Source organism: Klebsiella sp. CN_Kp075, assembly GCF_040065055.2.
GTDB lineage: Bacteria > Pseudomonadota > Gammaproteobacteria > Enterobacterales > Enterobacteriaceae > Klebsiella > Klebsiella aerogenes.
Genome location: NZ_CM198050.1, coordinates 2,603,637 through 2,627,611, shown reverse-complemented (window position 1 = coordinate 2,627,611; position 23,975 = coordinate 2,603,637). Strand labels below are relative to the sequence as shown.

Annotated in this window: 30 protein-coding genes; 5 read left to right on the top strand and 25 right to left on the bottom strand. The window is 51.6% G+C overall.

Annotation, left to right across the window (positions count from 1 at the left end; translation table 11 throughout):
* Window positions 1–45: 45 nt before the first annotated feature.
* Window positions 46–1,359 (top strand): guanine deaminase, encoded by a 1,314-nt coding sequence (gene guaD / locus ABLV78_RS12535; RefSeq protein ID WP_047048384.1) that lies wholly within the window; start codon window positions 46–48, stop codon window positions 1,357–1,359.
* Window positions 1,360–1,402: 43 nt separating this feature from the next.
* Here the strand turns inward: guaD and uraH are convergent, their stop codons facing one another.
* The 3 genes from uraH to ABLV78_RS12520 are packed head-to-tail and all read right to left on the bottom strand — an operon-like array spanning window position 1,403 to window position 3,586.
* Window positions 1,403–1,729, bottom strand: coding sequence for a hydroxyisourate hydrolase (uraH, locus tag ABLV78_RS12530; RefSeq protein ID WP_047048387.1), 327 nt, complete (start codon window positions 1,727–1,729; stop codon window positions 1,403–1,405).
* The gene (gene uraD, locus ABLV78_RS12525; RefSeq protein ID WP_047048389.1) at window positions 1,726–2,226 is read right to left on the bottom strand and encodes a 2-oxo-4-hydroxy-4-carboxy-5-ureidoimidazoline decarboxylase; all 501 of its coding nucleotides are present in this window, start codon (window positions 2,224–2,226) and stop codon (window positions 1,726–1,728) included. The genes uraH and uraD overlap by 4 nt, the downstream gene beginning before the upstream one ends.
* Window positions 2,204–3,586: a nucleobase:cation symporter-2 family protein gene (locus ABLV78_RS12520; protein ID WP_047048392.1), complete on the bottom strand. Its 1,383-nt coding sequence runs from the start codon at window positions 3,584–3,586 to the stop codon at window positions 2,204–2,206. The genes uraD and ABLV78_RS12520 overlap by 23 nt, the downstream gene beginning before the upstream one ends.
* 359 nt (window positions 3,587–3,945) lie before the next feature.
* Between ABLV78_RS12520 and hpxO the strand changes: the two genes are divergently transcribed.
* Window positions 3,946–5,100 carry an FAD-dependent urate hydroxylase HpxO gene (hpxO, locus tag ABLV78_RS12515; RefSeq protein ID WP_047048394.1) on the top strand — a complete coding sequence of 385 codons (1,155 nt, stop codon included), beginning with the start codon at window positions 3,946–3,948 and terminating at the stop codon, window positions 5,098–5,100.
* On the opposite strand, the gene hpxR is transcribed toward hpxO, so the two are convergent.
* Window positions 5,079–6,014, bottom strand: coding sequence for a LysR family hpxDE operon transcriptional regulator HpxR (hpxR, locus tag ABLV78_RS12510; protein WP_047048397.1), 936 nt, complete (start codon window positions 6,012–6,014; stop codon window positions 5,079–5,081). The genes hpxO and hpxR overlap by 22 nt on opposite strands.
* 125 nt (window positions 6,015–6,139) lie before the next feature.
* Here hpxR and hpxD point away from each other — a divergent pair, with 125 nt between their 5' ends.
* Together hpxD and ABLV78_RS12500 are read left to right on the top strand one after the other, a co-directional pair.
* Window positions 6,140–7,177 carry a molybdenum cofactor-independent xanthine hydroxylase subunit HpxD gene (gene hpxD, locus ABLV78_RS12505; protein WP_047048400.1) on the top strand — a complete coding sequence of 346 codons (1,038 nt, stop codon included), beginning with the start codon at window positions 6,140–6,142 and terminating at the stop codon, window positions 7,175–7,177.
* Between the two features lie 15 nt (window positions 7,178–7,192).
* Window positions 7,193–8,161, top strand: a complete 969-nt coding sequence (locus ABLV78_RS12500; protein WP_047048405.1) for a PDR/VanB family oxidoreductase — start codon at window positions 7,193–7,195, stop codon at window positions 8,159–8,161.
* A gap of 41 nt (window positions 8,162–8,202) precedes the next feature.
* On the opposite strand, the gene ABLV78_RS12495 is transcribed toward ABLV78_RS12500, so the two are convergent.
* Window positions 8,203–8,808 (bottom strand): hypothetical protein, encoded by a 606-nt coding sequence (locus ABLV78_RS12495; protein WP_226473394.1) that lies wholly within the window; start codon window positions 8,806–8,808, stop codon window positions 8,203–8,205.
* 40 nt (window positions 8,809–8,848) lie between these two features.
* On the bottom strand, window positions 8,849–10,108 hold the full coding sequence (locus tag ABLV78_RS12490; protein WP_047048406.1) for a mechanosensitive ion channel family protein: 1,260 nt from the start codon (window positions 10,106–10,108) through the stop codon (window positions 8,849–8,851).
* 224 nt (window positions 10,109–10,332) lie between these two features.
* Between ABLV78_RS12490 and ivy the strand changes: the two genes are divergently transcribed.
* Window positions 10,333–10,782, top strand: coding sequence for an Ivy family C-type lysozyme inhibitor (gene ivy / locus ABLV78_RS12485; protein WP_047048409.1), 450 nt, complete (start codon window positions 10,333–10,335; stop codon window positions 10,780–10,782).
* Window positions 10,783–10,839: 57 nt separating this feature from the next.
* On the opposite strand, the gene ABLV78_RS12480 is transcribed toward ivy, so the two are convergent.
* From ABLV78_RS12480 to ABLV78_RS12390, 19 genes are all read right to left on the bottom strand, one after another.
* Complete coding sequence (locus tag ABLV78_RS12480; protein ID WP_047048412.1) at window positions 10,840–11,427, bottom strand: hypothetical protein; 588 nt, start codon at window positions 11,425–11,427, stop codon at window positions 10,840–10,842.
* Window positions 11,427–11,759, bottom strand: coding sequence for a thioredoxin family protein (locus tag ABLV78_RS12475; protein WP_047048415.1), 333 nt, complete (start codon window positions 11,757–11,759; stop codon window positions 11,427–11,429). The genes ABLV78_RS12480 and ABLV78_RS12475 overlap by 1 nt, the downstream gene beginning before the upstream one ends.
* 74 nt (window positions 11,760–11,833) lie before the next feature.
* Window positions 11,834–12,226 (bottom strand): DUF4150 domain-containing protein, encoded by a 393-nt coding sequence (locus tag ABLV78_RS12470; RefSeq protein WP_015366584.1) that lies wholly within the window; start codon window positions 12,224–12,226, stop codon window positions 11,834–11,836.
* A gap of 10 nt (window positions 12,227–12,236) precedes the next feature.
* Entirely contained in the window at window positions 12,237–12,842 is a 606-nt protein-coding gene (locus ABLV78_RS12465; RefSeq protein ID WP_047048419.1) for a DUF3540 domain-containing protein, read from the bottom strand.
* A gap of 11 nt (window positions 12,843–12,853) precedes the next feature.
* Window positions 12,854–13,924: a pentapeptide repeat-containing protein gene (locus ABLV78_RS12460; protein ID WP_047048422.1), complete on the bottom strand. Its 1,071-nt coding sequence runs from the start codon at window positions 13,922–13,924 to the stop codon at window positions 12,854–12,856.
* Window positions 13,921–16,461 (bottom strand): DUF2169 family type VI secretion system accessory protein, encoded by a 2,541-nt coding sequence (locus ABLV78_RS12455; protein WP_047048424.1) that lies wholly within the window; start codon window positions 16,459–16,461, stop codon window positions 13,921–13,923. The genes ABLV78_RS12460 and ABLV78_RS12455 overlap by 4 nt, the downstream gene beginning before the upstream one ends.
* Before the next feature lie 45 nt (window positions 16,462–16,506).
* Window positions 16,507–16,878 (bottom strand): hypothetical protein, encoded by a 372-nt coding sequence (locus ABLV78_RS12450; RefSeq protein WP_045394322.1) that lies wholly within the window; start codon window positions 16,876–16,878, stop codon window positions 16,507–16,509.
* Window positions 16,879–16,897: 19 nt separating this feature from the next.
* A complete protein-coding gene (locus tag ABLV78_RS12445; RefSeq protein WP_047048427.1) occupies window positions 16,898–17,278 on the bottom strand; it encodes a DUF3592 domain-containing protein in 381 nt (126 codons plus the stop codon).
* Between the two features lie 6 nt (window positions 17,279–17,284).
* The gene (locus ABLV78_RS12440) at window positions 17,285–17,683 is read right to left on the bottom strand and encodes a hypothetical protein (RefSeq protein WP_047048430.1); all 399 of its coding nucleotides are present in this window, start codon (window positions 17,681–17,683) and stop codon (window positions 17,285–17,287) included.
* 92 nt (window positions 17,684–17,775) lie between these two features.
* Complete coding sequence (locus tag ABLV78_RS12435) at window positions 17,776–18,123, bottom strand: DUF3592 domain-containing protein (RefSeq protein WP_047048433.1); 348 nt, start codon at window positions 18,121–18,123, stop codon at window positions 17,776–17,778.
* Window positions 18,124–18,228: 105 nt separating this feature from the next.
* Entirely contained in the window at window positions 18,229–18,618 is a 390-nt protein-coding gene (locus ABLV78_RS12430; protein WP_015705440.1) for a hypothetical protein, read from the bottom strand.
* 40 nt (window positions 18,619–18,658) lie between these two features.
* Window positions 18,659–19,045: a DUF3592 domain-containing protein gene (locus ABLV78_RS12425; protein ID WP_042897410.1), complete on the bottom strand. Its 387-nt coding sequence runs from the start codon at window positions 19,043–19,045 to the stop codon at window positions 18,659–18,661.
* 68 nt (window positions 19,046–19,113) lie between these two features.
* Window positions 19,114–19,491 (bottom strand): hypothetical protein, encoded by a 378-nt coding sequence (locus ABLV78_RS12420; protein ID WP_047048436.1) that lies wholly within the window; start codon window positions 19,489–19,491, stop codon window positions 19,114–19,116.
* A gap of 42 nt (window positions 19,492–19,533) precedes the next feature.
* Window positions 19,534–19,881, bottom strand: a complete 348-nt coding sequence (locus tag ABLV78_RS12415) for a hypothetical protein (RefSeq protein WP_225526355.1) — start codon at window positions 19,879–19,881, stop codon at window positions 19,534–19,536.
* 200 nt (window positions 19,882–20,081) lie between these two features.
* The gene (locus tag ABLV78_RS12410) at window positions 20,082–20,456 is read right to left on the bottom strand and encodes a hypothetical protein (RefSeq protein ID WP_021469585.1); all 375 of its coding nucleotides are present in this window, start codon (window positions 20,454–20,456) and stop codon (window positions 20,082–20,084) included.
* Between the two features lie 32 nt (window positions 20,457–20,488).
* Window positions 20,489–20,887 carry a hypothetical protein gene (locus ABLV78_RS12405; RefSeq protein WP_045360889.1) on the bottom strand — a complete coding sequence of 133 codons (399 nt, stop codon included), beginning with the start codon at window positions 20,885–20,887 and terminating at the stop codon, window positions 20,489–20,491.
* A 12-nt stretch (window positions 20,888–20,899) separates the two neighbouring features.
* On the bottom strand, window positions 20,900–23,158 hold the full coding sequence (locus tag ABLV78_RS12400; protein ID WP_047048440.1) for a type VI secretion system Vgr family protein: 2,259 nt from the start codon (window positions 23,156–23,158) through the stop codon (window positions 20,900–20,902).
* 38 nt (window positions 23,159–23,196) lie between these two features.
* Entirely contained in the window at window positions 23,197–23,571 is a 375-nt protein-coding gene (locus tag ABLV78_RS12395) for a DUF3592 domain-containing protein (protein ID WP_015705446.1), read from the bottom strand.
* Entirely contained in the window at window positions 23,568–23,957 is a 390-nt protein-coding gene (locus ABLV78_RS12390; protein ID WP_047048443.1) for a hypothetical protein, read from the bottom strand. Before ABLV78_RS12390 ends, ABLV78_RS12395 begins: the two co-directional genes overlap by 4 nt.
* Between the last annotated feature and the right edge of the window lie 18 nt (window positions 23,958–23,975).

Sequence of the window (23,975 nt, the reverse complement as noted above, 5' to 3'; positions counted from 1 at the left end):
AACATTTGCGTAATAGATATCTCCACACTCAAATAAGGCGGCAACATGCTGGAATACCACACCGCGCTACGCGGTGCGTTTTTTGATATTAGCCAACCCGCCGCCAGCGCTGACGATATCGCCCGCTACGCGCGATATATTGATGATGGCGTGCTGTTTATTTACGCCGGAAAGATTCAGGCGCTACTGCCATGGCAGGAAGGCGAAGCATTACTCGATCCACAGAAAGGCTATCGCGATCTGCGCGGCAAACTGCTGCTGCCGGGGTTTGTCGACGCCCATATTCATTATCCTCAAACCGAAATGATCGGCGCCTTTGGCGAACAGCTGCTGGAATGGCTGACCACCTATACCTTCCCGGTGGAAAGCCAGTTTGCCGATGAACGGTACGCGGCAGATATCGCCCGTTTTTTTGTCAACCAGTTGCTCAGCCATGGCACCACCACCGCGCTGGTATTTTGTACGCTTCATCCGGCGTCCGTGGATGCCCTGTTTACCGAGGCGTTGCGCCTGAACATGCGCCTCCTGGCCGGTAAGGTGATGATGGATCGCCATACGCCGGAGTATTTAACCGAAACCGCCGAACAAAGCTATCGCCAGACCCGCGAACTGATCCAGCGCTGGCACCGGCGCGGTCGTCTGGGCTACGCCATTACGCCGCGTTTCGCCCCCACCTCCACGCCGGAGCTGCTGCAAGCTGTTCAGCGTCTGCGGGAGGAGTTTCCCGATACCTGGCTACATACCCATCTGAGTGAAAACCTAAATGAAATAGCGTGGGTAAAGCAGTTATGGCCGGAGCATGAGCACTATCTTGATGTTTATCATCACTATCAATTGACCGGTGAGCGCAGCGTCTTCGCCCACGGGATCCATCTGGCGGAGAAAGAGTGGCGGTGTCTGCATGAGACCGGTTCGGCAATTGCTTTCTGTCCGACGTCAAACCTGTTTCTGGGTAGCGGGCTATTTCGCCTGCCCGCCAGCTGGCAACATCAGGTCCGGATCGGCATCGGCAGCGATGTTGGCGCCGGGACCTCCTTCAGCCTGCTGCGTACTCTCGGCGAGGCCTATAAAGTGGCGCAGCTACAGAGCTATCGCCTGCGCGCCAGCGAAGCGTTTTATCATGCGACGTTGGGCGGCGCGCACGCGTTACGCCTGGATGACAAAATAGGTAATTTCCAGTCGGGAAAAGAGGCCGATTTGGTGGTTATCGACCCGGCGGTGACGCCGCTACAAAGACTACGCAGCGCCCGCTGTCAGGATGTGTATGAACAGCTGTTCGTGTTAATGACCTTAGGCGATGAACGGAACATTAGTGAGACCTGGGTCAATGGCGAACAGGTATGGTGTAACGAAGGATGAACCGCTGCCCGGCACTGTATTCTGACCGGGCAGCGGACTCAATTTAACTTCCGCGATAGGTCGACCAGCCGCCGGGGGCAATTAAAAACGGCAGATGAAAATGGTCTTTGTCATCAATGGTAATCATAAAATCGATCTGCGCCTGTCGGTACAGGGTCTGGCGGCCATCGCGCGCAAACCACGATTGCAGTTCGGCCACCAGCTGATAGTTTCCGGGACGCAGCTGTCCCGTCGCCAGCTCGCCCAGACGGCCATTGCTGTCTGTCACGCCTGATGCCAGGCTGCGCCCTTCGCATAACAGGGTGACCGCCACGCCTTGTGCAGGCTTGCCGGTGGAAATATCAAGAATATGGGTGCTCAGGGTGATCATGCGCTAATAACTCCCGCCAGTCTGAGTAAGGTGATTTCACGTAATTGTTCCAGTGTCGCTTCAATTTCCTGCGCGTCATTATGCGTCAGCCGTTGGGTCAGCGCCTGCAGGATCTCGGCGGCGCTGCGCCCTTTGGCGCGGATCAGAAACACGCGGTCAAAGCGGGCTTCGTAACGGGCATTCCCTTCTTTCAGCGCCCGGGCGATAGCGGCATCGTCGGCATTAACCTCCGCCTGCTCCTGGCGAGACAGCGCGGCATGCGCTTCCCCGCCTGTCGGCTTCTCTCCGATCCGCGGGTGGGCGCAGAGCGCCCGCGCCAGATCTGCCTCTCCCCAGTGCTGCATCAGCTGTTGTGCGCGGTCCGTTAAGGCCGTCAGTGTGGCATAGGGTCGCCCCAGCGCCAGCGCTTCGCGCCAGGCGGGGAGCGCCACGCAGGGTTCGAGCAGTCGCAGAGCTTGCGCCTGCGGCAGCTGATTAAAGTGGTTGAGTGTTATCATCATTGCTCCTTGCCGCTGCCGTCATGGCGGCTTTCTCTTGCGGAATAATCAGATTCAATACAATCGCCACCAGCCCGCCGCTGGTAGCGGCAGATCCAAACAGATTGCCGATGATGGGCGGGAAATGGGCAAGGAAAGCGGGAACCGCCTCAATGCCGAGGCCAAAACCAAATGCCAGGCCCACAATCAGCATATCGCGGCGGGTTAGCGGGGTCTGGGTGATAATGCGGATCCCGGCCGCCACGACACAGCCAAACATGACCATCGTCGCACCGCCTAACACCGGCGTGGGGATCTGGCGCAGGATTTCGCCAAATGGCGGGAATAGACCAAGCAGAATCAGCAATACGCCGATATAACGCCCGACATAGCGGCTGGCGACGCCGGTCATCTGGATGACGCCGTTATTCTGCGCGAAGGTGGTATTGGGAAACGCGCAGATCGCCGCGGCGATCAGGCAGCTAATACCATCCGCGAGGATCCCGCCTTTCAGGCGTGAGCGAAACGCGCCATCATCGATGGACTGTTTTGAGATCAGGCAGTTGGCGGTTAAATCGCCGACGGCTTCAAGAATGCAGACCAGCGACACCAGCGCGACCGGTAAAAAGATGGCGCTATTAAACTGAAAGCCAAAAGGAAAGAGCGCCGGCAGACGAAACCAGCTCTCGCCGACCGGCGCCAGATGAAATTTCCCGCTCAATGCGGCGGCGATACAGCCCACCGCCATGCCGATGACCACCGACGATAAACGCAGCCAACGGTTTTTCGCGCAGCTTAATAACACGATAATCCCTAAGGTCACGCTGCCCAATGCGATATTGCCCGGGCTGGCGAAATCCTTCGCGTGCTCGCCGCCGCTCCAGTTAATAATACTGACCTTTATCAGGCTGATGCCGATCAGCGCAATGACGCTGCCGGTAATAATGGGGGTAAAGAGTTTTTTCAGCGGTTCGATAAAGCGGCTGACGACGACCGGTACCAGCGCGGCAATAACGTTGACGCCGAACAGCATAGCCATAATGTCCTGCGGGCCGCCTCCCTGCGCTTTTACCCACATGCCGCCGCCAATCGCTACGCCGAGAAAAGCGAAGCTGGTGCCCTGCATACAGATCATGCCCGCACCGATCCCCCAGACGCGGTTAGCCTGCAGAAAGGTGCCAATCCCGGAAGCTATTAGCGACATACTAATTAAATATGGCAGCCATTCGCCAAGCCCCAGCGCGGCGCCAATAATCAGCGGCGGCGTAATAATGCCGACCAGCCCCGCCAGCACGTGCTGTAAGGCGCTAAAAAAGGCCGGCAGCGGCGGGATGCGCTGCTCGAGGCCATAAAGCAGGTTGCTGTTCTTTTCATCAGACATGGGGTCACCGTCTCGTCGTGGATAAGCGTTGACGATGTAGTGCACAAAGCAGGCCACATTGCTGACTCCCTCTATCTTTATCCACCTAAAAATCGGTTTATCTATTATTTTTCAGTGGAATAGCTTCATTAAAGAGCGGGGGTTCCGTAACGATCGTTGGCGCAAGGTGATGAAACTTTTGATTCCTTAATTCATTTAAAGAAATCTTTGATTCATAAAAAGGCAACATTATCGCAACTTTGCCCTTCTTTGGTGCGCACTCCGCCCATCACCCTTCCATTTTCCGCTGATTTCGTATGTTCTGCTACCTGGTACGCAAATTGCTGAACCCCTTAAACAACACACCTAAGGGGAAGACAATGAAAGCAATCGTGATTGGCGCGGGAATCGGCGGCTTGAGCGCCGCGGTGGCGCTCCGTAACGCAGGCATCGCATGCGAAGTGTTCGAAGCGGTAAAAGAGATTAAGCCGGTTGGCGCCGCGATTTCTATCTGGCCCAACGGCGTCAAGTGTATGAACCGCCTGGGGATGGGCAAGATCATCGACGCTTACGGCGGCCCGATGCATTATCTGGCGTATAAGGAGTATCAACGCGGAGAAACGCTCACCCGCTTCAGCCTCGCGCCGCTGGTTGAACGTACGCAGGGCCGCCCTTCGCCTGTGTCGCGAACGGAACTGCAGCGCGAGATGCTCGATTTCTGGGGGCGTGAGCAGGTGCGGTTCAGCAAGCGGGTTACCCGCGTGGAAGAGCATACCGACGGCGTAACCGTCTGGTTTACCGATGGTAGCGAGGCGCACGGCGATGTGGTCATCGCCGCCGATGGCAGTCATTCGGCGCTGCGGCCATATGTGCTCGGCTATACGCCGGAACGCCGCTATGCCGGTTACGTTAACTGGAATGGTCTGGTCGATATTGATGAGTCCATTGCTCCCGCCGATCAGTGGACGACGTTTGTCGGCGAAGGGAAACGCGTGTCGCTGATGCCGGTGGCGGGCGGACGCTTCTACTTCTTCTTCGATGTGCCGTTGCCGGCCGGATTAGCGGAAGATCGCCTCACCCTGCGCGACGATTTAACCCGCTACTTCACCGGCTGGGCGCCGCCGGTGCAAAAGCTTATCGCCGCCCTCGACCCGCAGACCACCAACCGGATAGAAATTCACGATATTGAACCTTTTGATAAGCTGGTACGTGGCAAGGTGGCTCTACTGGGCGATGCCGGACACAGCACCACGCCGGATATTGGCCAGGGCGGCTGCGCGGCGATGGAGGACGCGGTCGTGCTGGGGAATGTACTACGCGAAAACAGCGATATTGTCACCGCGCTGCGCCAGTACGAAGCATTGCGCTGTGAACGGGTGCGTGACCTGGTGCTCAAAGCGCGTAAACGCTGTGATATCACCCACGGTAAAGATATGGCGTTAACCAAAGCCTGGTATCAGGAACTGAAAACGGAAACCGGCGAGCGTATTATCAATGGCTTGTGCGAAACAATTCAGGGCGGGCCATTAGGCTGAGAGTGAGCAGCGCTACGCATCTCCTCCATCACCAGCGTGAGTTTTTGAATCGCCATTTGCGCCGGACGAGATAGCTGGCGCGATGGCGCGGTGCATAGCGCCAGGGTCAAAGGCCGCAGCAGCTTATTACGTAGCGGCACAAACGCCAGCGAACCGTTGTTTACCTCGTCCTGCACGTCGAGCAGGCTCAGGACCGCCACCCCGCCGCCTTTAAGCACCAGCGATTTAATCAGACGAATATCATTGCAGCTAACGGTGTTGGGCGGCGAAAAATCATAATGGCGATAGAGCATTGTCACCCGGTCATGCACTATTAACGGCGCGCCGGGAATAATATGCCGTTCATCGCTAAGTTCCCCCAGCGAGATCGCGGGCGCAGCGGCAAAAGGATGGTGCGGATGCAGTACCACCCCGACTTCCATTTCAATAAACGCCAGTACGTTGAGACCCGCCTGACCTTCAGGATCGAGGATCAGACCAAAATCGACATCGGCCTGACGCACTCTGTCGCTGATGCTCTGGCTATCGGCGACCTGCAACATCAGTTCCAGCCACTCGCACTGGTTGATAATCTCTGCCAGCGCCGCGGCAAAACTCCCTTCGGCTAGCGCCTGCACCATACCGACATTCACCGTTCCGCGTTTTAGCCCCTGCAGTTCATCAAATTTCTGTTGGGTTACGCGAAACTCTTTTTGCCAGCGCAGCAGATTGTCATACAGCAACTCGCCTGCGGTGGTCATCCGCAAACCTTCCGGCAGCCGCTCAAACAGCGGCGTGCCGAAGGACGCTTCAGCCTGCAGTATCTGGCGGTTAATCGCCGAAGCCGAAATATGCAGTTTTTCCGCCGCCCGACGCAGGCTGCCGCTGCGGGCCACTTCCATAAAATAGCGAGCAAAGCGTGAGAAAGGACTCATCGGTTACCTGTACTGATTTTTGCAACGGATAGCTGAATTAATGCTGATGGATGTCAACACCCTACTATGGCAACAATTAACTCACAACAATTAAACAATCACTTTAGCCATCAGGAAGCAAAACGATGAACAGACAACCGCTCACGCCCCCCGCGCATTGCACCTTTGAACCCCAGGACTGGCTGCGGCTGGCAAAATGCTGGCATCCGGTGGCGCGTAGCGCGGATATCGGCCGGCAACCGGTGAAGGCCACCCTGCTGGATGAAAAGCTGGTAATCTATCGCCTGCACGAAAGCATAGTGGTCGCCCGCGACGCTTGCCCCCACCGCGGGGTACCATTGACGTTAGGTTTTCATGACGAAGAAGGTATCATTTGCCCTTATCACGGCCTGCGCTTTGGGGAAGATGGCCGCTGTAACCGAATCCCCTCCAGTCCAAATCAGCCGATACCGGCGAAATTAAATCTGACCAGCTACGCGGCGGAAGAGCGCTATGGTCTGGTGTGGGTCTGTCTCGATTATGATGCTGACAGTCCCCCGCAGTTACCGACCATGCCGCACTGGGCAGACGACGGATTTCAGCAACTGACCTGCCCGGCTTTTGAGGTCAATGGCTTCGCAGGCCGTCAGGTTGAAGGGTTTCTTGATGTGGCGCATTTTGCGTGGATCCATACCGACACCTTCGCCGATGCGGATAATCAACAGGTTCCTGACTACCTGCCTGAGGAAACGGAAAATGGGTTTGTCGTCGACTACTGGAGTACGGTCGGCAATTATCCGGCAAGCGCCGGCTACCGTGCTCCGGAGGGTTTTCAATGGCTGCGTCGCTTTGAGATGCATTTGCCCTTTACCGCCACCCTGACGATTCATTTCCCCGGCGAAGCCCGGCTGGTAATTATGAATGCCGCCTCGCCCGTCTCATCACGGATCACGCGAATGTTTGCCCCTATCGCCCGCAATTTCGACCTGCATGTGCCGGTGGAGGAAGTCTACGCCTTCAACCTTCGCGTGTTTGAAGAAGACCGGCTGATGGTAGAGAGCCAGCGTCCGGAGACGCTTCCTCTGGATCTTACCCTGGAAGCACATATTCCTGCCGACCGTAGCTCAATTGCCTACCGTCGCGGCTTGAAGCGGCTGGGTTTCGGTGAATTTTTCCTGGTCTGAGCAAGGAGTTATATGATGAGTACTCTGATTGAGGTGGTTGTCGATGGTCTCTGGCGCGAAGGCGAACATAATCTGGCGGTCAGGCTGGTGACGGCTGACGGCGGCCCATTACCCGCATGGCAGCCCGGCGCCCATATCGATCTGCATCTGGCGAGCGGCGTAACCCGTCAGTATTCACTCACCGGCAGCCACAGCAGGCTGGAACGTTATCTGATTTGCGTGGCCAGAGCGGCAGAATCGCGCGGCGGTTCGCGCTACATCCATGAGACGCTGCGACCGGGTCAGAGGATGATGATATCACCGCCGAGAAATCAGTTTACCCTGCAGACGGCGCGACACGTCACCCTGCTAGCCGCCGGGATTGGCATTACGCCGCTGTATAGCATGGCGCGGGCGTTAGCGGCGCAGGGAAATCCGTTTACCTTGCATTATTACCTCAACCGTCGAGAAAACGGCGCCCTGCTAGCCGCGATTGCCCGCAAGCTGGCGCCAGAAAACGTGAGAATTTATAGCTCAGCTGAAGGCGGGAGCCCGCGAGAAAATCTGGCTGGCAGATTGAGCGTTCCTCACCGTGAGGATCGGCTTTACGTATGCGGTCCGGCGGGATTTATGGCCGCCGCGCGCCAGGCGGCGGCGATACAAGGCTGGCAGGCTGAGCAGATCCATGAGGAGGCGTTTCAGGCGTCAATGCCCGCGAACGACGCCCGGCCAGAAGAGACGTTTACGGTGACGCTCGCCTCTTCTGGCCAATGCTGGCCCGTTGCCGCCAATCAAACCATCGCGCAGGTATTGCAGGAAAATGGTGTGGCAGTGCCGCTCTCTTGTGAGATGGGGATTTGCGGCGCCTGTCTGACCAGAGTCGTTGAGGGAGAGGTGGACCATCGTGATACGGTGCAGTCAGCAGCAGAAAAATGCGCCATCGTGCAGCATGTCGCGCTGTGCTGTTCCCGCAGCCGCAGCACGAATCTGCTCATTGATTTATAAAATAAGGCCAGGCGAAAACTGCCGGTTGTTGCCGCCCTTTTCTAACGTGAAGCGCGGCGCGGCATTTGGCGCTGAATATTAAGCTGTTTTCGCCAGACCCTGTTATGTAAATAAAGGGCGTTTGCACGGTAAAAAGTCTGGCTATTTATGCATCGGATACAGCCGAAAATGAATAATAGTCCCAGCACGGCGCTGATGAGAAATCCCAGTTTGAGTCCGGCGCCGAATAATGCCCCGAGGCAAACAGAAAGAAAATAAACACTCGCAACCAGACCACTGAAAACCATCAAAGCCAGTGATAATTTAAGCGCCAGAAAATTGCCTCTGGCAACGAAGTACATCGCCAGAACCATTACCAGACTATAAATTAGCGATACAGGCACAATCGCCGCCATCACGGCATACTGCGGCAGCCCAAATAGATCGAACATCGCCAGGCAGAGATAAGGTTGAGCCAGGGCAAAAGCGAGCATGCTCAGAATCATTGCCCCTATCAGCGGTATTCCTGACATATGCCAGCCGACCGGAATACCCATCCGGTCTTTTAATCTGTCTTTAAGCTTCTCCAGTTGCTGCGGATCGTTGGTTTTTATTCTGTCCCTGACGACCGCACTGAGCAGCAAACTGTCTTTCATGAACTTCAGCATCCTCTGAACATCCTGTTGTCGAGATGGATATACGCGCCAATTATGGCCCTTCCGTCGACGGCGGTGTCGTCGTCCGTAAACTGTTTTCCTGCGATAAGCGCCAGAAATCATGCCCGGCGGGATACTGGTATAGACGCAGTGAAAACTGCCCGGCCACGGCGGTAATGTATTCAAAAATAGCGGATTGCGTGTTCTCGTAATCCATCCATAGCGTCGATGAGGTAAAGCAGTAGATTTCCAGCGGCAGCCCGGACGGCGATGGTTTTAACGTCCGCGCCACGATGTACATATCTTTAATGATATCTGGCCGTTCGGCGAGATAGCTCATCAGGTAATGGCGAAACAGCGTCAGGTTAGTCAACCCGTTATCAATAAACCAGCGATCCGCGACGCCGCCCGGATCCCGACCATCCAGTAATTTACTGAGCGGCTCACCCACCCCGCGGATTGCCAGCATCGGGGTTAACATCTCCTGATTCAGGAAGGTTACCGAGTGCTGATCGATATTAATGCTACGCATGATCCGCCGTGCGCCGGACGAGAACATCGCCTGCCAGTTGGTATACGTTTCTGTGAGGAAATTCTTGGTCGGAATACGCGAAATGGTGTTGTCCCAGTTACGGATAGTAATGGTATGCAGCGCGATATCCGTCACTTCCCCGCTCAGGTTCTTGTCGGGCATTTCGATCCAGTCGCCCAGTTGCAGGACATCGTTGGACGATAGCTGGACGTTGGCCACCAGCGACAGCAAGGTATGTTGAAACACTAACATCAGCACCGCCGCGACGGCGCCGAGGCTGGAAATGATAATCACCGGTGATTTATTCGACATCACGGCGAGGATCATAATCGCGGCCAGAATGTGAACTAAGATTTTACCTATCTGGATATAGCCTTTGATGGAGTGGTTTTTACGTTTGGTCTTACGCAGATAAGAGCTATTGACGATATCCAGCATTTCGTTGAAGAAGATCGACAGAAAAATAAAAAACAAAATTCCGCAGATGGTATTAATCGCCGTTACCAGCGATGCCGGCATATTGGGCATAAACTGCAGAACGTAGTAGACGATAATAACCGGAATGAAGTTTGACAGTTTCTCGGCGATACGGCGGTCTTTTTCCAGCGGCACGTCCTGTTTATGGCTGGCGAAGAACACCTTGCGTATCACTTTAATCAGCAAAAACTTGCACAAAAGATGGGCAAAGATGCCGGAGACGACCAGCAGAATAAGGTTAAAGCCGATCGCCAGAGCCGGATTACTTTCAATAAACGTCAACAGATGATTCAAATACGCCATGCGTTATCGCCTGAATTAATATGCCCTTTTGTATTAGCCATTTACTATCAGCTATTAATACAAAAATTTAACCAATGTGCATCATGACATGTCAAAGCCGCATAAGTCCACGCTTTGCGCGGGGGATCACATTCATTGTATAAATATGTTCATTTGCATTAATGATGCTCTGCGCCCACTATTAAGGGGCCCGAAATGAGGACATATCAACTCCAGGAGGAAACATGTTCAAAGCACTTGCCGCCGTCGTCGCACTCACTGCATCCGCCAGCGTCATGGCGCAAAGTGATGTCACGCTGACTTCACTTGCCAAAGATAATGCGACCAAAGCGTCGTTCAGCCAGATGGTTAAAGGCCATAAACTCCCGGCCTGGGTTAACAGCGGTGGTACCGGATCCCCGGCACAAACCGTGAAACTGGGATCTGAATCCTGGCAGGTATTAAGCGCCTGTAAACCACACGATTGTGGTAGCGAACGTATCGCCGTGATCTGGTCGGAAAAATCCAAACAGATGTCGGGCGTCTTCTCGGTGGTAGATGAGAAAACATCGCAGGAAAAACTGACCTGGCTTAACGTCAGCGATGCGCTGTCGATTGATGGCAAAACCGTGCTGTTTGCCGCGCTGAGCGGCAGCCTTGAAAACCATCCTGACGCGTTTAACTACCCGCAATAAACAAAACCCCTGGCTATCCGTTGATAGTCAGGGGTTGCTCACCGTCTTCGCCGCTCTCTATTTACGCTGCCGGCGTAGTTTGCCCGCGAGAAGAGCCAACCGCTGGCTACGACAATAAATCGCGTACAGCACGAATCCCTGGCGGTTAAATATTAGCCGGCAACACAGTAATGCCAGCGCGGCGAACGCCAGCGGCCAGAGACTTTCACCTGCGCTAACCATCGCTCGCAATGCTTGCACCACCGTTGACGCTGAGAGGATAAGAAATAGCGCCAGAAATCCCTTCAGCCCGAGGGTATAACCGCGAGCCAGCAACACGCCGCTGGTTAACAGAAAAAATATTATCACCAGCGCCGGTACAAAAAAACTCGCTACCCGTATCGGTGCCGAGAATGGCGGGAGCGTCTGCAAAAATGGTAGCAAGTTGAATGCAAAAGCCACTAAGAACAGAGGGAATAGCGCGGCGACCGGAAATGGGTTTTGCCGGGGAAGTTCGCCTGGTGGACGCGAAAAGTAGCCTTCAAGTCCTGGCGTGGAGTGATTCAGCAAGCTGGCGTCCCGGCGCGCAATAGCGCGGTCTATCTCCCGACCATGCTGCAGGAGATCGTAGAAGACGGGCCCCACTATCGGAGAAACTATCGACATCAGATGAGGGCCTGGGCGCGAATTATTGCTGCAAAAATAGCGCTGAATGTTTGTGGGCCGCTGAGACGCTCCACCACCTGACCATCGCGGAAAACAAGCGTATTGGGTAACCCCCAGACGCTATATTTCGCCGCCAGCACCGGAGCCTGAACAACATTTACTGTACCGACTAAAACATCAGACGGTAGCCGGTCGGCCGCCTGGAGAAAAAGACTTTCGCTGCTTTGACAAGGGCCGCACCACGGCGCATGAAAACGCACAACAGCCACGCCGTTATAGCGTTCAACTTGCGAGAAATTGTCTTCATTCCACTGAATGACGCTCGGATTCATCTTGACCCTTATAACTCTGCACAAAAAGTGATTCAGTTGGGCGATTGTAATCGTTTTCTCGCATAGCCGACAGCTTACGGCGCCAGCATCAATACCTTGAACTGGCTGGGGACGATGCGCATACCGACCGCGTTTGTCGAATTTTGCAGGCTAACGCTGGTTAGACGCGTTGCCGGCGTGCCTTTCAGCAGCACGGTAAATGCGCCGGTCAGATGACGCGATGGCCCCATCACCGTACCTGACGCCACCCCGGTCGCCACGCCGGGGTTATCGCCGTTGGTGAGCGGCGTCACCGTCGCCATATTGTGCGCGGGCATGCCCATAAACAGAATATTGAGCGCGTTAGGGATCGCCGTCGGCCCCAGCGCGATATCCGGATAGGGAATCGGCGTTGGCGCCGGCATCGGCGTCAGACAGACGTCGGGAAAGGCTAAATCGACACCAAAAAGCTGGCAGTTGGCAAACATGATTAGCTCCTTAGCCCATGTGGATCTGTTCTGAATCGACTTTGGTGATCGCTTTTGAGGTGATGACCGTATTGTGCGCATGCAGCCGGGCGTAATCTTCCGCTTTCATATCCAACTGCCCGGCGCGCACCTGCTCGGTCTGCCGGGTGGTGCGCAGCAGATTGTGGCTAATTTGCGTCACCGTTTGCCAGACCGATTCGGCGCGCTTGCCGACAATACGTGACAGTGTCACCCATACCGAGAGCTTATCGCCGCTGTAGTTCATCTCGCTGATATGGCAGTCCCCCTGCGCGGCATTGACGCACAGCCGCTGACCGCTGAGGCTGAGTTCCCCCTGACTTTGAATATGCAGGTCACCCGGTACGCTGAGCTCCGCCTGCCGGCTTTCATCACGCTCCAGCACCGCTAACAGCCAGATCTGGTTGTCCACGCTGCTGATGAGTACGCGATCCCCAGCCTGCGGCGCGATCAGACAGCTGACCGCTCGCCGACAGTGCCAGCCGCGCCCTTCGCTCTCGACGGTCACGCTACCGTCGGCAAAGCAATGGGTCACCGTGCCGGAAGCCTGCGCCGGCGGCATCACCGCCTGGGCCAGTTTGTGATTAATAGTTGTCATCTGTTGTCTCCTTAACAACGGCTGTGGCGCTGGGCGCTCCACGCCTCAGCGGCTAATAACTCTTCATCGTATTCCAGGATCCCCTGGCGGCCGGTAAACAGCGCTTCGTCCTGGCGGGCGCGATGCAGCCGGGTGCGGGAAAAGGTCGCGCCGCGCAGATCCGCCTGGCGCAGGTCGGCGGCGGAAAAATCACTCCACGTCAGATCGCAGAGCGCGAATCGCGCCCCAGCGGCCTGAACCCGCTGTAAAACGCTCTGGAACAACCTGCTCTGGCTAAAGTCGGCCTGCTCCAGGATCGCGCCGACAAATATCGCCTGGTCGAACCGGCTGCCGCGACACTGGGCGCCGCGCAGATCGGCCTCCATAAGCAGCGCCTGGCTGGCGTTCACCTGATTGAGCTCTGCTTCACGCAATGACGCGCCTTTGAAATTGCACTGGGTTAGCTGGGCGCCGTTAAACTTCGCGCCGTCCAGCGGACAATCGGTGAACTGGCAGCCGGTAAAGCCCTGCCTTGAATAGTCTTTGCCGCGCTGATCGCACTGGAAAAACACCAGCCGGTCGCACTGCATTCCGTTCAGCGCGGTGTCCCGCAAATCAATATGGTAAAAGGTGGTCAACAGACCGCGGCTTTGCGCAAAGCTGGCGTGAGTCAGGTCAGCCTCATAAAACACGCTGCGTTCCAGCGTTGAACCGCTAAAACGGCTCCTGCTCATCTGGCAACGCATAAACTGGCTGCTTTGCAGCGTCGTTGCCGAGAAATCGCTCTCTTGCAGGTCGCACTGATTAAACACGCAACTATCAAGCGTGGTTTCAGCGGCCTGAAGATGGGCCATTTCACACTGATTGAAGGTCGTCTGCTTAAGTTGGGCGCCTTGCAGCTGCAGGTTCTGCAGCTGGCACTCGGTAAACAGGGCTTCATGCAGATTGGCATTTTGCAGATTAGCGCCGCGTAGCGACACCTCCTGAAACAGTCCGCCGGAGAGATCGCAGCCCTGCAGGTTGATACCATCCAGCGATATTTCATTGAGTGGCTCGCCGTTTTTGATGCGCTGAACGATCTCCTCCGGGCTCAGTATCGTCATATCACTTCTCCATCGCGCTTCGGCAGGGTTTTAATGCGTTTGGTCCATGCGCCGTCCAGCCGCGTGGTTTTACTGGTAAAGGATTGTGAAAGATCGGCGCGGAACAGATTGGCGCCTTCGAAATTGACCCCGGCAAGCTGGCTTTTTTGCAGCAGCGCGCCCATCAGGTTGGCGTCGGTAAAATCGGCCTCGCGAAAATCGGTGCGAATAAACAGACTGCCGACCAGATTCGCGCGTACAAAGCTGGCATCACGGCAATCGGCCTCACTCAGATCGCTGTTTTCGATTTTTGCCAGCGCAAAGCGCGCGCCCTGTAATGGCGTCTGGCGCAAATTGCTCTGCTGCAGCGTAGCGTGGCTGAAGTCGGCGCCGATAAGTGAGCTTTCCGACACCGCAGCGCTGGCTAGCCATGTTGCAGCGCTAAAATCAGCGTTCTCCGCTATAGTCTGCACCAGCGAACAGCTTTCCAGCGTCGCCTGATGGAAAATGGCATGCTCCAGTTCAGATTGTAAAAACGAGCATTTGTGCAGCCGCGCGTGGCTGAAATCAGGTTGTGCCAGCGTCAGTTCCATAAAGACGCAGCCATCCAGCTCGGCGCGCTGAAAACGGCAGTCAATCAGGCTGATTTCTCGAAGGATCAGCGTTTTTAGCGTCGCGTTATCGAAAATGCATTGCGCAAACAGCGCGTTCTGTAGCTGACTATCTTCAAAGCGAGCGCCGGTGAAGTCGCTTTGATGGCACTCCGCCAGTACCAGGCTGGCGCCGCTAAAATCACAGTTACGCAGCGACGAATGTTGTAGCTCCGTTCTGGCCAGCACGGCCCCCTGAAAAGAGGCGTTATCCAGCTGACAGTGGCTGAGGTCCGCGCATTCCAGTAACGCCTTTTCAAAATTGGCGCCGCGAAAATCCATGCCGGAAAAATCAACGCCGGTCAGATCCATCCCGCTAAAATTGCCGCCCTGCGCCATGGTACGCTCGGCGCGTTGGCGCAGGATCATCGCCAGATCGCCCTTCAGCCGGACCGCCGGCGGCTGATGCTGCACCGCGGCCAGGTACATCTGATGTAGCGCCTCGCGCGTTTGCGCACGCTTTTTCTCACTCAGTTCCTGCTGGTGCTGATGTAGCATCTCCTGCATCCGGTGCATGGATTCGGGGCCGCGCGGTTGGTTTTCATCGTTATTCAACTGCGGATAGTGCGCCTCCATCTCACACTTGCGCTGTTGTGCATCATTCTCCATTTCCTGCGCCTGACGCTCCATGTCGGCGATAAACTCCGGCAGGTCTTCAAGCTTAGGCAACGTGGGCTCGTCGATATCCGCCAACAGGCTATCGATATCACCGCCGCTGGCTTCAATGGCGGCGCGGTGCTGTTCACGCAGCAGACGAGCGCGGTTTTTCATATTCTCCTGCTGCGGACTCGGCGACTGTTCAATTTCATTGTCGATCCACGGGCCGATGGTCTCTTCCGGTATGAGATCCTTTTCGCGAAAGGAGAAGAGCGCGCCCTTCTCTTTATCCATTCGCTGGGCCAGTACCTTGCGATAGTGATTAAGCGAACGGGCGGCGCCCTCTTTTTCCAGCGCCGGGATCAGCTGCAGGACGTCGGCGGCATCGTCTTCATTGATACGAATGTGCCCCTGCCAGATAAGCATCATCTGTTCCCGATGGGGAAAGAACCATACCGTGGTGGCGCGTAAGGCAATTTCTTCGAATAGCGTTTCATCCGCGCGCTGGCGATGAATAAAACAGCGAGCCTGCCACGGCGGCAACTGGCCCTCCTGCATTGGTTTCTCTGGATGCATATTCCAGATCCGCCATTTCGCCCCTGGCGGCAAGGTATCCCGGTCCTCCCACCATTGGTCCGAACTGGCGGCGTTAAAGACTTTCCAGTCAATATCGCGGGCAAAACCGGGAAACTCCTGTTGTAGCCAACTGGCATCATATTTTTTGCCCATTCGGCTAAACCGCCGCGGCCACTGAATATCCAACGGGCCAAAACTTGCCGGCTGCGGTTTCTGCTGCGGCGAGCTTACTCTTCCCTCCAGCGGTTCAATATTCGGCAGAGGATGACGCTCGCGCCCCTGCTGTTTTACCGGCGCGATACCAAGACCGTGCGGGTTGTCGGCATAATCACCGCCGCCAAAGGCGCGGCTCCAGTCCAGGCGCATTTCGCTAAACGGCTGCGGTCGGGTCATACGTTGCCCCGTCCACTCGCGATCGCCGAACACCACCAACGACTTACTCAGTTTGTCGATATCGATGCGCGCCACGCAGGCGCTTTTTTCCTGCTGATGATGGGTATAGGCAAAACCGGTGGCAAGAAATTCGGCGCGGACTTTAGGGATGGCCATATCCACCACGCCGCCGCTGGTTTGCAGTTCGTCGGCGGCAAGCTGCCACAGTTCCATCTCGGGGCGCAGCTGCGGGTTTGGCCCCATATCCGCCAACGCCAGCACCGAAACGCCAAGATAATTTTTGCCCTGCCAGCGGAATGGCCGGTTCAGTACGCTCAGGCGTAAGGGTTTAATGATTTTCATATAGCCCTAATGCGATAGGTTCTTAAGGGGAATTGATGCTTAGCATCAGACATTACGATAATCGAGGTAGTAGAAATGTTGTGGGTCGTCCTGGTGAACGCGAATATTGATTAATTGATTCACCTGAACCTCAGATTGGTCTTGCGCGGGGAATATAACGCCGCGGATGCCCTGCAGTTCTTGCTCATGCCAATGATAACGAAGGGTCAAAATGGCTGAGTAGTGATTATTAATTCGCTGGTCGCGATCGTATTTGATCTGCAGGATGGTGGCCTTAACATTGACACCATTCATTTTCGTTTTTTTATCTTGTCGCGCAGAGCGTATATTCTGCATCGCAACCCAGGCCACAAAGAGCAATACTACCAGCGGAATGGCCCATGCCATGGTTAGCATTATGGTAGAGACGATTTCCATGTTATCTCCTGATTAGCTGTCACAAAAAAAGCGGCCTGTCATATAGCGCAATTCTCTGCGGGTTCGCCGGATCGTATTTAATCGTTGTGCCATTACCCGGCTTAAAACGTTCAATGTCGCTGAAATTCAGGGTGTGATTCAGGCTAGCTTGAACTTCAACCTGCTCGCGGGTCTTAAACTTAAAGGTGATACGATAGATCGGTTTACTTCCGCTCCAGGCGCTGGTCTGGTGTGCGGCAATGATATCCGCGTTGACCGCAATCCCTGATTGCAGGACCTCACTGTGGGTAAAACTATCCTTTAAGTACGGGTAAACATCCTGATAAAGAAAACGGGCCATGGGATAGATACCAAACACCAGGACAATCAGCCCCATGACGATAAAAAAGAGTATATCCATAGTGAATTAACCCACATCACCGATTTGCATAATAGCAATCTTATTGCCGCGTCCTTTCTTAACGACAATGGACAGCCCTTTACGTAATAGATGTATTTGTGCTGGTGCAATCAGCGCCTTGGCGCAAAATAATTGAGGCATTTCATCGATGCGAAAATATATATCGAAAAATAGATTATTACCGAGCATTACATTAGTTTGTAGCCAGAATTCAATCCGCGACCTCAGTAAGTCTCCTCGCCAGCGCTCGCGTTTTAAAAAGATTTTCACTGACTTTAGTTGTAACGATGACTTTCTGAATGTGAAATAGGTGGCTATCATGAATAATATACTTACTGACAAACCAATAATCACGGGTATCATTTCCCCTGGAGACATATTGGTGATCCATTTTTCAAATGACATAATTATCCCTGGTGGGTTTCAGTTCAGGCTTCACAATTCATGATTTTAGGTAAAAAGACATCTTGGTTTTCTCACAATATAGAGAGACTCCATCACTCCATCTCCCAAGGTGTTGGTAATAACTCTTTGGGATTATCAGGCATGTAGTAGATGTAAATAGTATTGTTTCTCATGATTTTTACCATATTTTGCGGGGAAATATACTGTTTAGCCGTTGCCGTCACCAGACCTGAGTCAGTATTGAAAGATAATTCCATTTTAAGTTTAGTGCTCCCTCCGCCACTCGCGCCAATTTTTTCCATGCTTAATATTTTAGCCTCGGTACGAATGCCATTTGCCTTAAACTTATCATAATTGGAGCCTGAACGATAACAATATAAGAACAAACCAAACAAAATTAAAATGGCTAATATTAATGTTTCCCACATAGAGTCAAACATAATGATCCATTAATGATGAAGTTCACCACATATTAGAAATTCTGTGAGTGTTTTTAAGTGGCCACCTAAATGGCCACGAGCATAGAAGTCTAGTGGATACCCTGTTTATTCATAATCCACATCCATAACAGCCATTCGTTTTGGCGGAACGCCCTCATGCTTTATAGTTAATTGAAGTCCCGGTTTTAATTTGGGGATTTCTGAAGCACGTACCACGGCGGCAGCATTATACTGTTTTGTCGTACCCTCAATGTTCGCCTCAAAGGTAAATACAAAATAATAATCAAAATTATTGGTCGCGTTAGTTTGACGCCAACTTACCAGAGATGCGTTTTTTATCTCACCGGGCCAGCGCTCACGGCTTAGCCAGTTTTTTATTTCAGTAAGGTCCCCGCCCTGTCCTTTGAGACTTCGCAACGAACCGAACAACAGAAAAAAGCTAAATGCAACCGATGCAATAACAATTAACAAAGAGTGTTGATAAATAAAGTTCATTGTTAGCTCTTTTAGGTTTTAAATATAAATAATTGTCACATTATAAAAATAATGGTCTGTCATAAATTGCGATTCGTTTAGGATTTTTAGCGTCGTATTTTATTGTTGTCCCATTGCCGGGTTTAAATCTCTCAATTTCTTCAAAGCTTAGCCCCATATCAACACTCGCTTCGGTTTCAACACCTTCAAGAGTTTTAAATTTTAAGGTCAAATGGTATATTGGCTTATTTCCACCCCACATACTAGTTTGATGAGATGCAATAATATCGGCATTTACTGCGATTCCTGTTTTAAGAACAGCGCTTTCAATAAACCCAGCCTTGATCATAGGGATAACGGAACTACGAAAATTCCGCCCAATAATATAGAGTGCTATAAGGCATGCCACAAGCAGAATATAAAACCATTTTGTATTTAGAAAATCCATTTAATCAATTCCAGGTTGTGATTTTATAGGTAGAATGAAATATCAAATACTACAGCACCATTACACATTTAATAATTAACGGAAGTAACGGTTATCTTTACAAGCGTGTCATTACTGTACTTTACTGATAATAACATTCCTTTCTTTAATTTATGAATGTCACCGGGTCTTACAATGCCTTTCGCAATGTATTTTTTTACATAACCGTTTATATTTGCACTAAAATAGAAATCATAAATATAATCATTGCCGTACTTTGTTTCTGTCTGACGCCATGATTCTAGCGGAACCTGGATTGTTTGACCGGACCACTTATCTCTCGATAACCAGTTTTTAATTGCTGAGACTTCAGATTTATTCGGTTTGAATGCAGCGAATGATATACCTAATGCTATGATTGTCACCACAATGCCAAAGATAAAAGATGATTCCGTGATGACATTCATAGGGTTGCATCCGTGCTGTTAACAAAAACTATCATCAATAGTTTACTCCATATCTCCAGGAACAAGGTAGACTTTTTCAGGGGCACCTGGGAGGTAATATAAAAAAACTGTATTTTTCCTACCAATTTTAACCATTTCTTCCGGAGTTATAAAGCGACGAGCATATGTGACGACAACTCCATCGGGAGTCATAAATTCCAATTCAAACTTAAATTTCATATTTCCGGTGCCAGAGGTACTTATATGTTGTTTACTAATGATTTTAGCTTCAACTTTAATGCCTTCCTTACGAAACTTCTCATCATTATTTCCTGACTTCATTATACTGTATAAGAACCACCCCAAAACTAAAATGGTTATAAAGATAGACCACATTGTTGAATTTGACATCGTAAAATCTTACATTAAGTGAACCATTGATGGCTGTCTTATTTTAAATGCAAAAAATTGAGAAATCGTTAGGTTCTGGATTGATTATTTATTACCAGCTAAAACCAATGGAAAGGAAACGCAGCATTTGGAGGCCGTTTCTATGCCATGTTCCCTATCAAAGGGTAAAGCAGCAATTATATGTCGTGCATCGACTAGTATTAGCCTACGCTCATGACTGCTGTTTTTTTTGGGGGTACTCCCTGGTATTTGAACATTACAGGCATATCCTTTTTTAATTTAATGACTTCAGAGGTCTTTAACACAGTTGCTGCTTTATATGTTTGAGCTTCACCACTCAAATTAGACTCGATAGTAAAAATATAGAAATGGTCAAAATTATTGGTAGTTGATGTTTGTTTCCATTCTTTTAATTTCCCTGTTGCTAATTCGCCGTTCCAGTTGTCTCTTGCAACCCAATTTCTTATTTCACTAAAATCTTCCTTCTGTCCCTTTAATCCTCTGAGACAGATGAAGATGAATATCAACATTACACCTAACGCAATAGGGCCTGAGTGTTCAGAAAGAAAATTCATACCTGCACCTGGCATGTTAAAACGCGTCGTTTCTAACGAGGCACATTAGAAATTGCCAAAGGTTTCCCATTGGAAGGGTCTGTAACAAAAACAATGGATTTAGTTTTACTATCTAGTTTAGCTCTATAAATAGAACCAACCTGGTAAGCATCAAGAGCTATTAATTGTATGGTTTCATCATGTTTTTCGAGTAGCCATGTTTTGTTATCAGCAGCATTTGCCACCCTCAAGTCCATTGTTACTACAGGATTGTTGTTTATGAAAACTCCGCTTTGCTTCATTGATAAAATTGTAACATAAACATCATCTCCCTGTTCCATTATACTGTGCTCTCTCTGTTGTGAATTTTTCACTATTCTATTTGCGAAATAAAAACACACAAAAATAATTAAAAACGTCAATACTGCATTTATAACCCAAGAGATAGACATATAATCCTCTGACTACATTAACATATGAAGTGCAAATAATGCGGTTCTTAGACTGCCGCTGTCAACCCGAGCCCCTTCGACTCGTTGAGCATTGATAACGGTACGACCAAATGTCATTCCTTGATGTGAAATATTTATTCCTGTTGCTGCATAGCTAACACCCTTAAAGGCGACACTTCCTGTTGAAATTGTAACATATTGGCCGATGAAATCCATTGCATTTTGGGCAAAGCTTTTCTTTTCTACATCGTTATGTTCAAAAACGGGAGAGTCAATAAAAACTTTTGTTTTGCTTTTTATTACTATTTCTTCTGGTGATTCAATCTTCACTTTTCCTGTAACGGTTTGCATCCAGGCGCCATCTATATCTACATTAACTTTCCCCTGAATATTTTGTTTTTGCCCTCCAGATTTTATAGTGAATACATCTCCGTTACCAATTGTCGTTTCTTTTTTCCCATTGATATGAATGGTTTCATTGGCGAGAACTTCCTCATTGTTATTCCCATCCAGAGTTAGCTCGCGATCACCTTTAATTTTTCGGATGTCACCTCCATTTTGTATATCTGTTTTTCGACCGTTTTTAATTATAGTTTCTTCACCATTATTATATTCTTGCAGCTCTAGATCTTCTACCTTAGTTGTTCTTTTCTTCTGATAATGAAAGGATGAATCACCAACGACAGTATCACTTTGCTCTTTTCCTATTGTGGTAGTACGGCAACCATCAATAGTTACATGTTTATCATTCTCTACCGAGATCTTCATATCTTTCTCTGAATGCATCTCGACGGATTCATTGCCCGGATTATCTTCGAAGAACAAGAAACTGCTGTTATCAATATTCCCATCCTTACTCCGCGTCATAAAGCCCATCCGGGTGGCGTCGCCGGGGAGATCCCATGGCGGCATGCTGGCTTCATTATACACACGTCCGGTGACGATCGGGCGGTCAGGATCGCCGTTGATAAAATCAATGACCACTTCATCGCCGACGCGGGGAATTTGCACTCCGCCAAAGCCCTGGCCTGCCCAGGCGCTCGACACGCGAACCCAGCATGAGCTGGTGTCATCGCCTTTGGCGTGGCGGTCCCAGTGAAACTTCACTTTGATGCGTCCATACCTGTCGGTCCAGATGCTTTCCCCTTCAGGCCCGACAACTTTCGCCGTCTGCGGGCCATAGGTGCGCGGCCAGTCGGTTACCTGCGCCGGGCGATAGACTACCGAAGAGGGGATCACTCTAAAATGGATTTGGTGCGAGATATCGCTATTACCGCCGCTGGCGTAGCTGTTCTCTTCAAACAAGTAATCTGCGGAGGTCGTCAAATATTCGCCGTTATCGCTAAAGAATGGCGCATTGGTTAGGGTAAACGTTGCGCCGGGAGCGATGCCCACCGCGGTGGCGGACGCCTGAATTTGCTGATGTTCTACCTGCCAGCGCTCCTGGCGGATACGGGCGTAGAATTCACCGTGTCCGTGATCGACAAACCGCCCCGGCCAGTCGTACACGTCGATACTGCCCGGAGAGGGCGATGCCGGGTTCTGCCGCGCCTGAAACAGCCAGGCGTTAGGTTTACGGAAATCATAGTCATCGAGGCTGTAAATCCCCGGCGTCACGCTATCTTCCAGCGCCCACTGACCGATCCCCTCTTCAGTGGTAATACCGCCCGATGCCGTCTGGTGGTAGGGAATGGTTTCATAGCCGCTTACCGGTTGATGCTGGGTGGCTGAATCGGTCAGAACCAGCGTATGTTTACCCGCCTCGTGACGGAAATGGTAGGCAATCCCCTCCAGCTCCATCAGGCGGCTGATAAAGGCGAAACTACTTTCCTGATACTGGACGCAGTAATCCCAGACGCGGTAACTGCCGTTCAGCTTATCCTCAACGTTGACCTGGTATTCACTCAGCAACGTATTGATGATCTGCGGTACCGTCTGCCCCTGGAATATACGCAGGTTGCGGTCGCGTTTCATCGGCCATAAGTCGGGTTCAACGATCAGTTGGTAAGCGGCGTAGCGGATACCGCTCAGTTCAACGGCGCTCACCGCCACGCGGGTAATTTTACCGTTGAAATAACGCGAACTCAGCGCGTTTTGCGTCGGAATGGTCACGGTGACCGGCTGGCCAAGCAGCTTGCTGCGATCCAGACGCGCATCGCTGCCAAGCAGCGTTAAGCTGAGCTCGAACATTTCCGACATGGCTTCATGTCCGCTGAGTTTCCAGAAAAGCAGCCCCTCAACGGGGAGCTGAACGGTGATCCTGTTAGACATAATATTATTCCATTCAGGGGGATACAGTTTGTGCAGCGCTAGCTGCGCGTTAACAGTGGGTTCGGCAGATCGACCAGCACCTGTTGCGGGTCAAGGCGCAAGTAGCGTAACGGAATCGGCTTTCCCGGTTGAAAGTTTTGGATACGCGTAATATCAATAACGATATCCCGCTGACCGGTCAGCAATTCACCTTTTTCGTTAACGTAATTAAAATCGACGCTAATATTAATAAACCCGGAATTACCGCCCGAGCGGCTTCTCACATTTGTGATGGTGCCAGACACCGCAACGCCATCATTGTGGATAGCCGCTTTGAGTTTTTTATTTTTCGCATCGCGAATCAGCAATGACGCAAAAATATAAATAAACAGTAGGACCACGGCCAGAACGATTACGTTAGTAAAAATATTCATCTTTCACTCGTCAGTTTTGGCTTATCGTTTATATCTATTACAAACACAATGGCGTTATCTTTTGGATCTAGTTTTGCCTCATAATTCACTCCGACCTGCCAGGCATCGAGGGTAATTAGCAAAACCGTTTCCTGGTGCTTTTCCACAAGCCACGTTTTTCCATTATTTAAATCCTGTACCCGCAGATCCATATCAATGACAGGATTGTTGTTGATAAATAATCCGGTTTGCCGCATTGCGAGTATCGTAACCTGGATATCGTTCCCGTTTTCGATAATCCGCTGCTCTCGCCGTTGCGAGTTTTTTACTATGCGGTTGGCAAGGTAAAAGCTGATGAAAATAATAACCAGCGTCAATACTGCGTTGATAATCCAGCCTGGCGTCATTAAACACTCCTTGTTGAC

Excerpts from the sequence above, each read along its gene's own strand:
- hpxO (WP_047048394.1), top strand. The coding sequence starts at position 3,946 with ATGAAAGCAATCGTGATTGGCGCGGGAATCGGCGGCTTGAGCGCCGCG.
- ABLV78_RS12440 (WP_047048430.1), bottom strand. The coding sequence starts at position 17,683 with ATGTCATTTGAAAAATGGATCACCAATATGTCTCCAGGGGAAATGATA.
- ABLV78_RS12495 (WP_226473394.1), bottom strand. The coding sequence starts at position 8,808 with ATGCTGAAGTTCATGAAAGACAGTTTGCTGCTCAGTGCGGTCGTCAGG.
- ABLV78_RS12490 (WP_047048406.1), bottom strand. The coding sequence starts at position 10,108 with ATGGCGTATTTGAATCATCTGTTGACGTTTATTGAAAGTAATCCGGCT.
- ABLV78_RS12425 (WP_042897410.1), bottom strand. The coding sequence starts at position 19,045 with ATGGATTTTCTAAATACAAAATGGTTTTATATTCTGCTTGTGGCATGC.
- ABLV78_RS12520 (WP_047048392.1), bottom strand. The coding sequence starts at position 3,586 with ATGTCTGATGAAAAGAACAGCAACCTGCTTTATGGCCTCGAGCAGCGC.
- ABLV78_RS12400 (WP_047048440.1), bottom strand. The coding sequence starts at position 23,158 with ATGTCTAACAGGATCACCGTTCAGCTCCCCGTTGAGGGGCTGCTTTTC.
- ABLV78_RS12445 (WP_047048427.1), bottom strand. The coding sequence starts at position 17,278 with ATGGATATACTCTTTTTTATCGTCATGGGGCTGATTGTCCTGGTGTTT.
- ABLV78_RS12465 (WP_047048419.1), bottom strand. The coding sequence starts at position 12,842 with ATGACAACTATTAATCACAAACTGGCCCAGGCGGTGATGCCGCCGGCG.
- ABLV78_RS12450 (WP_045394322.1), bottom strand. The coding sequence starts at position 16,878 with ATGGAAATCGTCTCTACCATAATGCTAACCATGGCATGGGCCATTCCG.
- ABLV78_RS12405 (WP_045360889.1), bottom strand. The coding sequence starts at position 20,887 with ATGTCTATCTCTTGGGTTATAAATGCAGTATTGACGTTTTTAATTATT.
- ABLV78_RS12415 (WP_225526355.1), bottom strand. The coding sequence starts at position 19,881 with ATGTCAAATTCAACAATGTGGTCTATCTTTATAACCATTTTAGTTTTG.
- ABLV78_RS12470 (WP_015366584.1), bottom strand. The coding sequence starts at position 12,226 with ATGTTTGCCAACTGCCAGCTTTTTGGTGTCGATTTAGCCTTTCCCGAC.
- ABLV78_RS12480 (WP_047048412.1), bottom strand. The coding sequence starts at position 11,427 with ATGTCGATAGTTTCTCCGATAGTGGGGCCCGTCTTCTACGATCTCCTG.
- ABLV78_RS12435 (WP_047048433.1), bottom strand. The coding sequence starts at position 18,123 with ATGTTTGACTCTATGTGGGAAACATTAATATTAGCCATTTTAATTTTG.
- ABLV78_RS12420 (WP_047048436.1), bottom strand. The coding sequence starts at position 19,491 with ATGAATGTCATCACGGAATCATCTTTTATCTTTGGCATTGTGGTGACA.
- ivy (WP_047048409.1), top strand. The coding sequence starts at position 10,333 with ATGTTCAAAGCACTTGCCGCCGTCGTCGCACTCACTGCATCCGCCAGC.
- hpxD (WP_047048400.1), top strand. The coding sequence starts at position 6,140 with ATGAACAGACAACCGCTCACGCCCCCCGCGCATTGCACCTTTGAACCC.
- guaD (WP_047048384.1), top strand. The coding sequence starts at position 46 with ATGCTGGAATACCACACCGCGCTACGCGGTGCGTTTTTTGATATTAGC.
- hpxR (WP_047048397.1), bottom strand. The coding sequence starts at position 6,014 with ATGAGTCCTTTCTCACGCTTTGCTCGCTATTTTATGGAAGTGGCCCGC.
- ABLV78_RS12430 (WP_015705440.1), bottom strand. The coding sequence starts at position 18,618 with ATGAACTTTATTTATCAACACTCTTTGTTAATTGTTATTGCATCGGTT.
- ABLV78_RS12410 (WP_021469585.1), bottom strand. The coding sequence starts at position 20,456 with ATGAATTTTCTTTCTGAACACTCAGGCCCTATTGCGTTAGGTGTAATG.
- ABLV78_RS12395 (WP_015705446.1), bottom strand. The coding sequence starts at position 23,571 with ATGAATATTTTTACTAACGTAATCGTTCTGGCCGTGGTCCTACTGTTT.
- ABLV78_RS12500 (WP_047048405.1), top strand. The coding sequence starts at position 7,193 with ATGAGTACTCTGATTGAGGTGGTTGTCGATGGTCTCTGGCGCGAAGGC.
- ABLV78_RS12390 (WP_047048443.1), bottom strand. The coding sequence starts at position 23,957 with ATGACGCCAGGCTGGATTATCAACGCAGTATTGACGCTGGTTATTATT.
- uraH (WP_047048387.1), bottom strand. The coding sequence starts at position 1,729 with ATGATCACCCTGAGCACCCATATTCTTGATATTTCCACCGGCAAGCCT.
- ABLV78_RS12475 (WP_047048415.1), bottom strand. The coding sequence starts at position 11,759 with ATGAATCCGAGCGTCATTCAGTGGAATGAAGACAATTTCTCGCAAGTT.
- ABLV78_RS12455 (WP_047048424.1), bottom strand. The coding sequence starts at position 16,461 with ATGAAAATCATTAAACCCTTACGCCTGAGCGTACTGAACCGGCCATTC.
- uraD (WP_047048389.1), bottom strand. The coding sequence starts at position 2,226 with ATGATAACACTCAACCACTTTAATCAGCTGCCGCAGGCGCAAGCTCTG.
- ABLV78_RS12460 (WP_047048422.1), bottom strand. The coding sequence starts at position 13,924 with ATGACGATACTGAGCCCGGAGGAGATCGTTCAGCGCATCAAAAACGGC.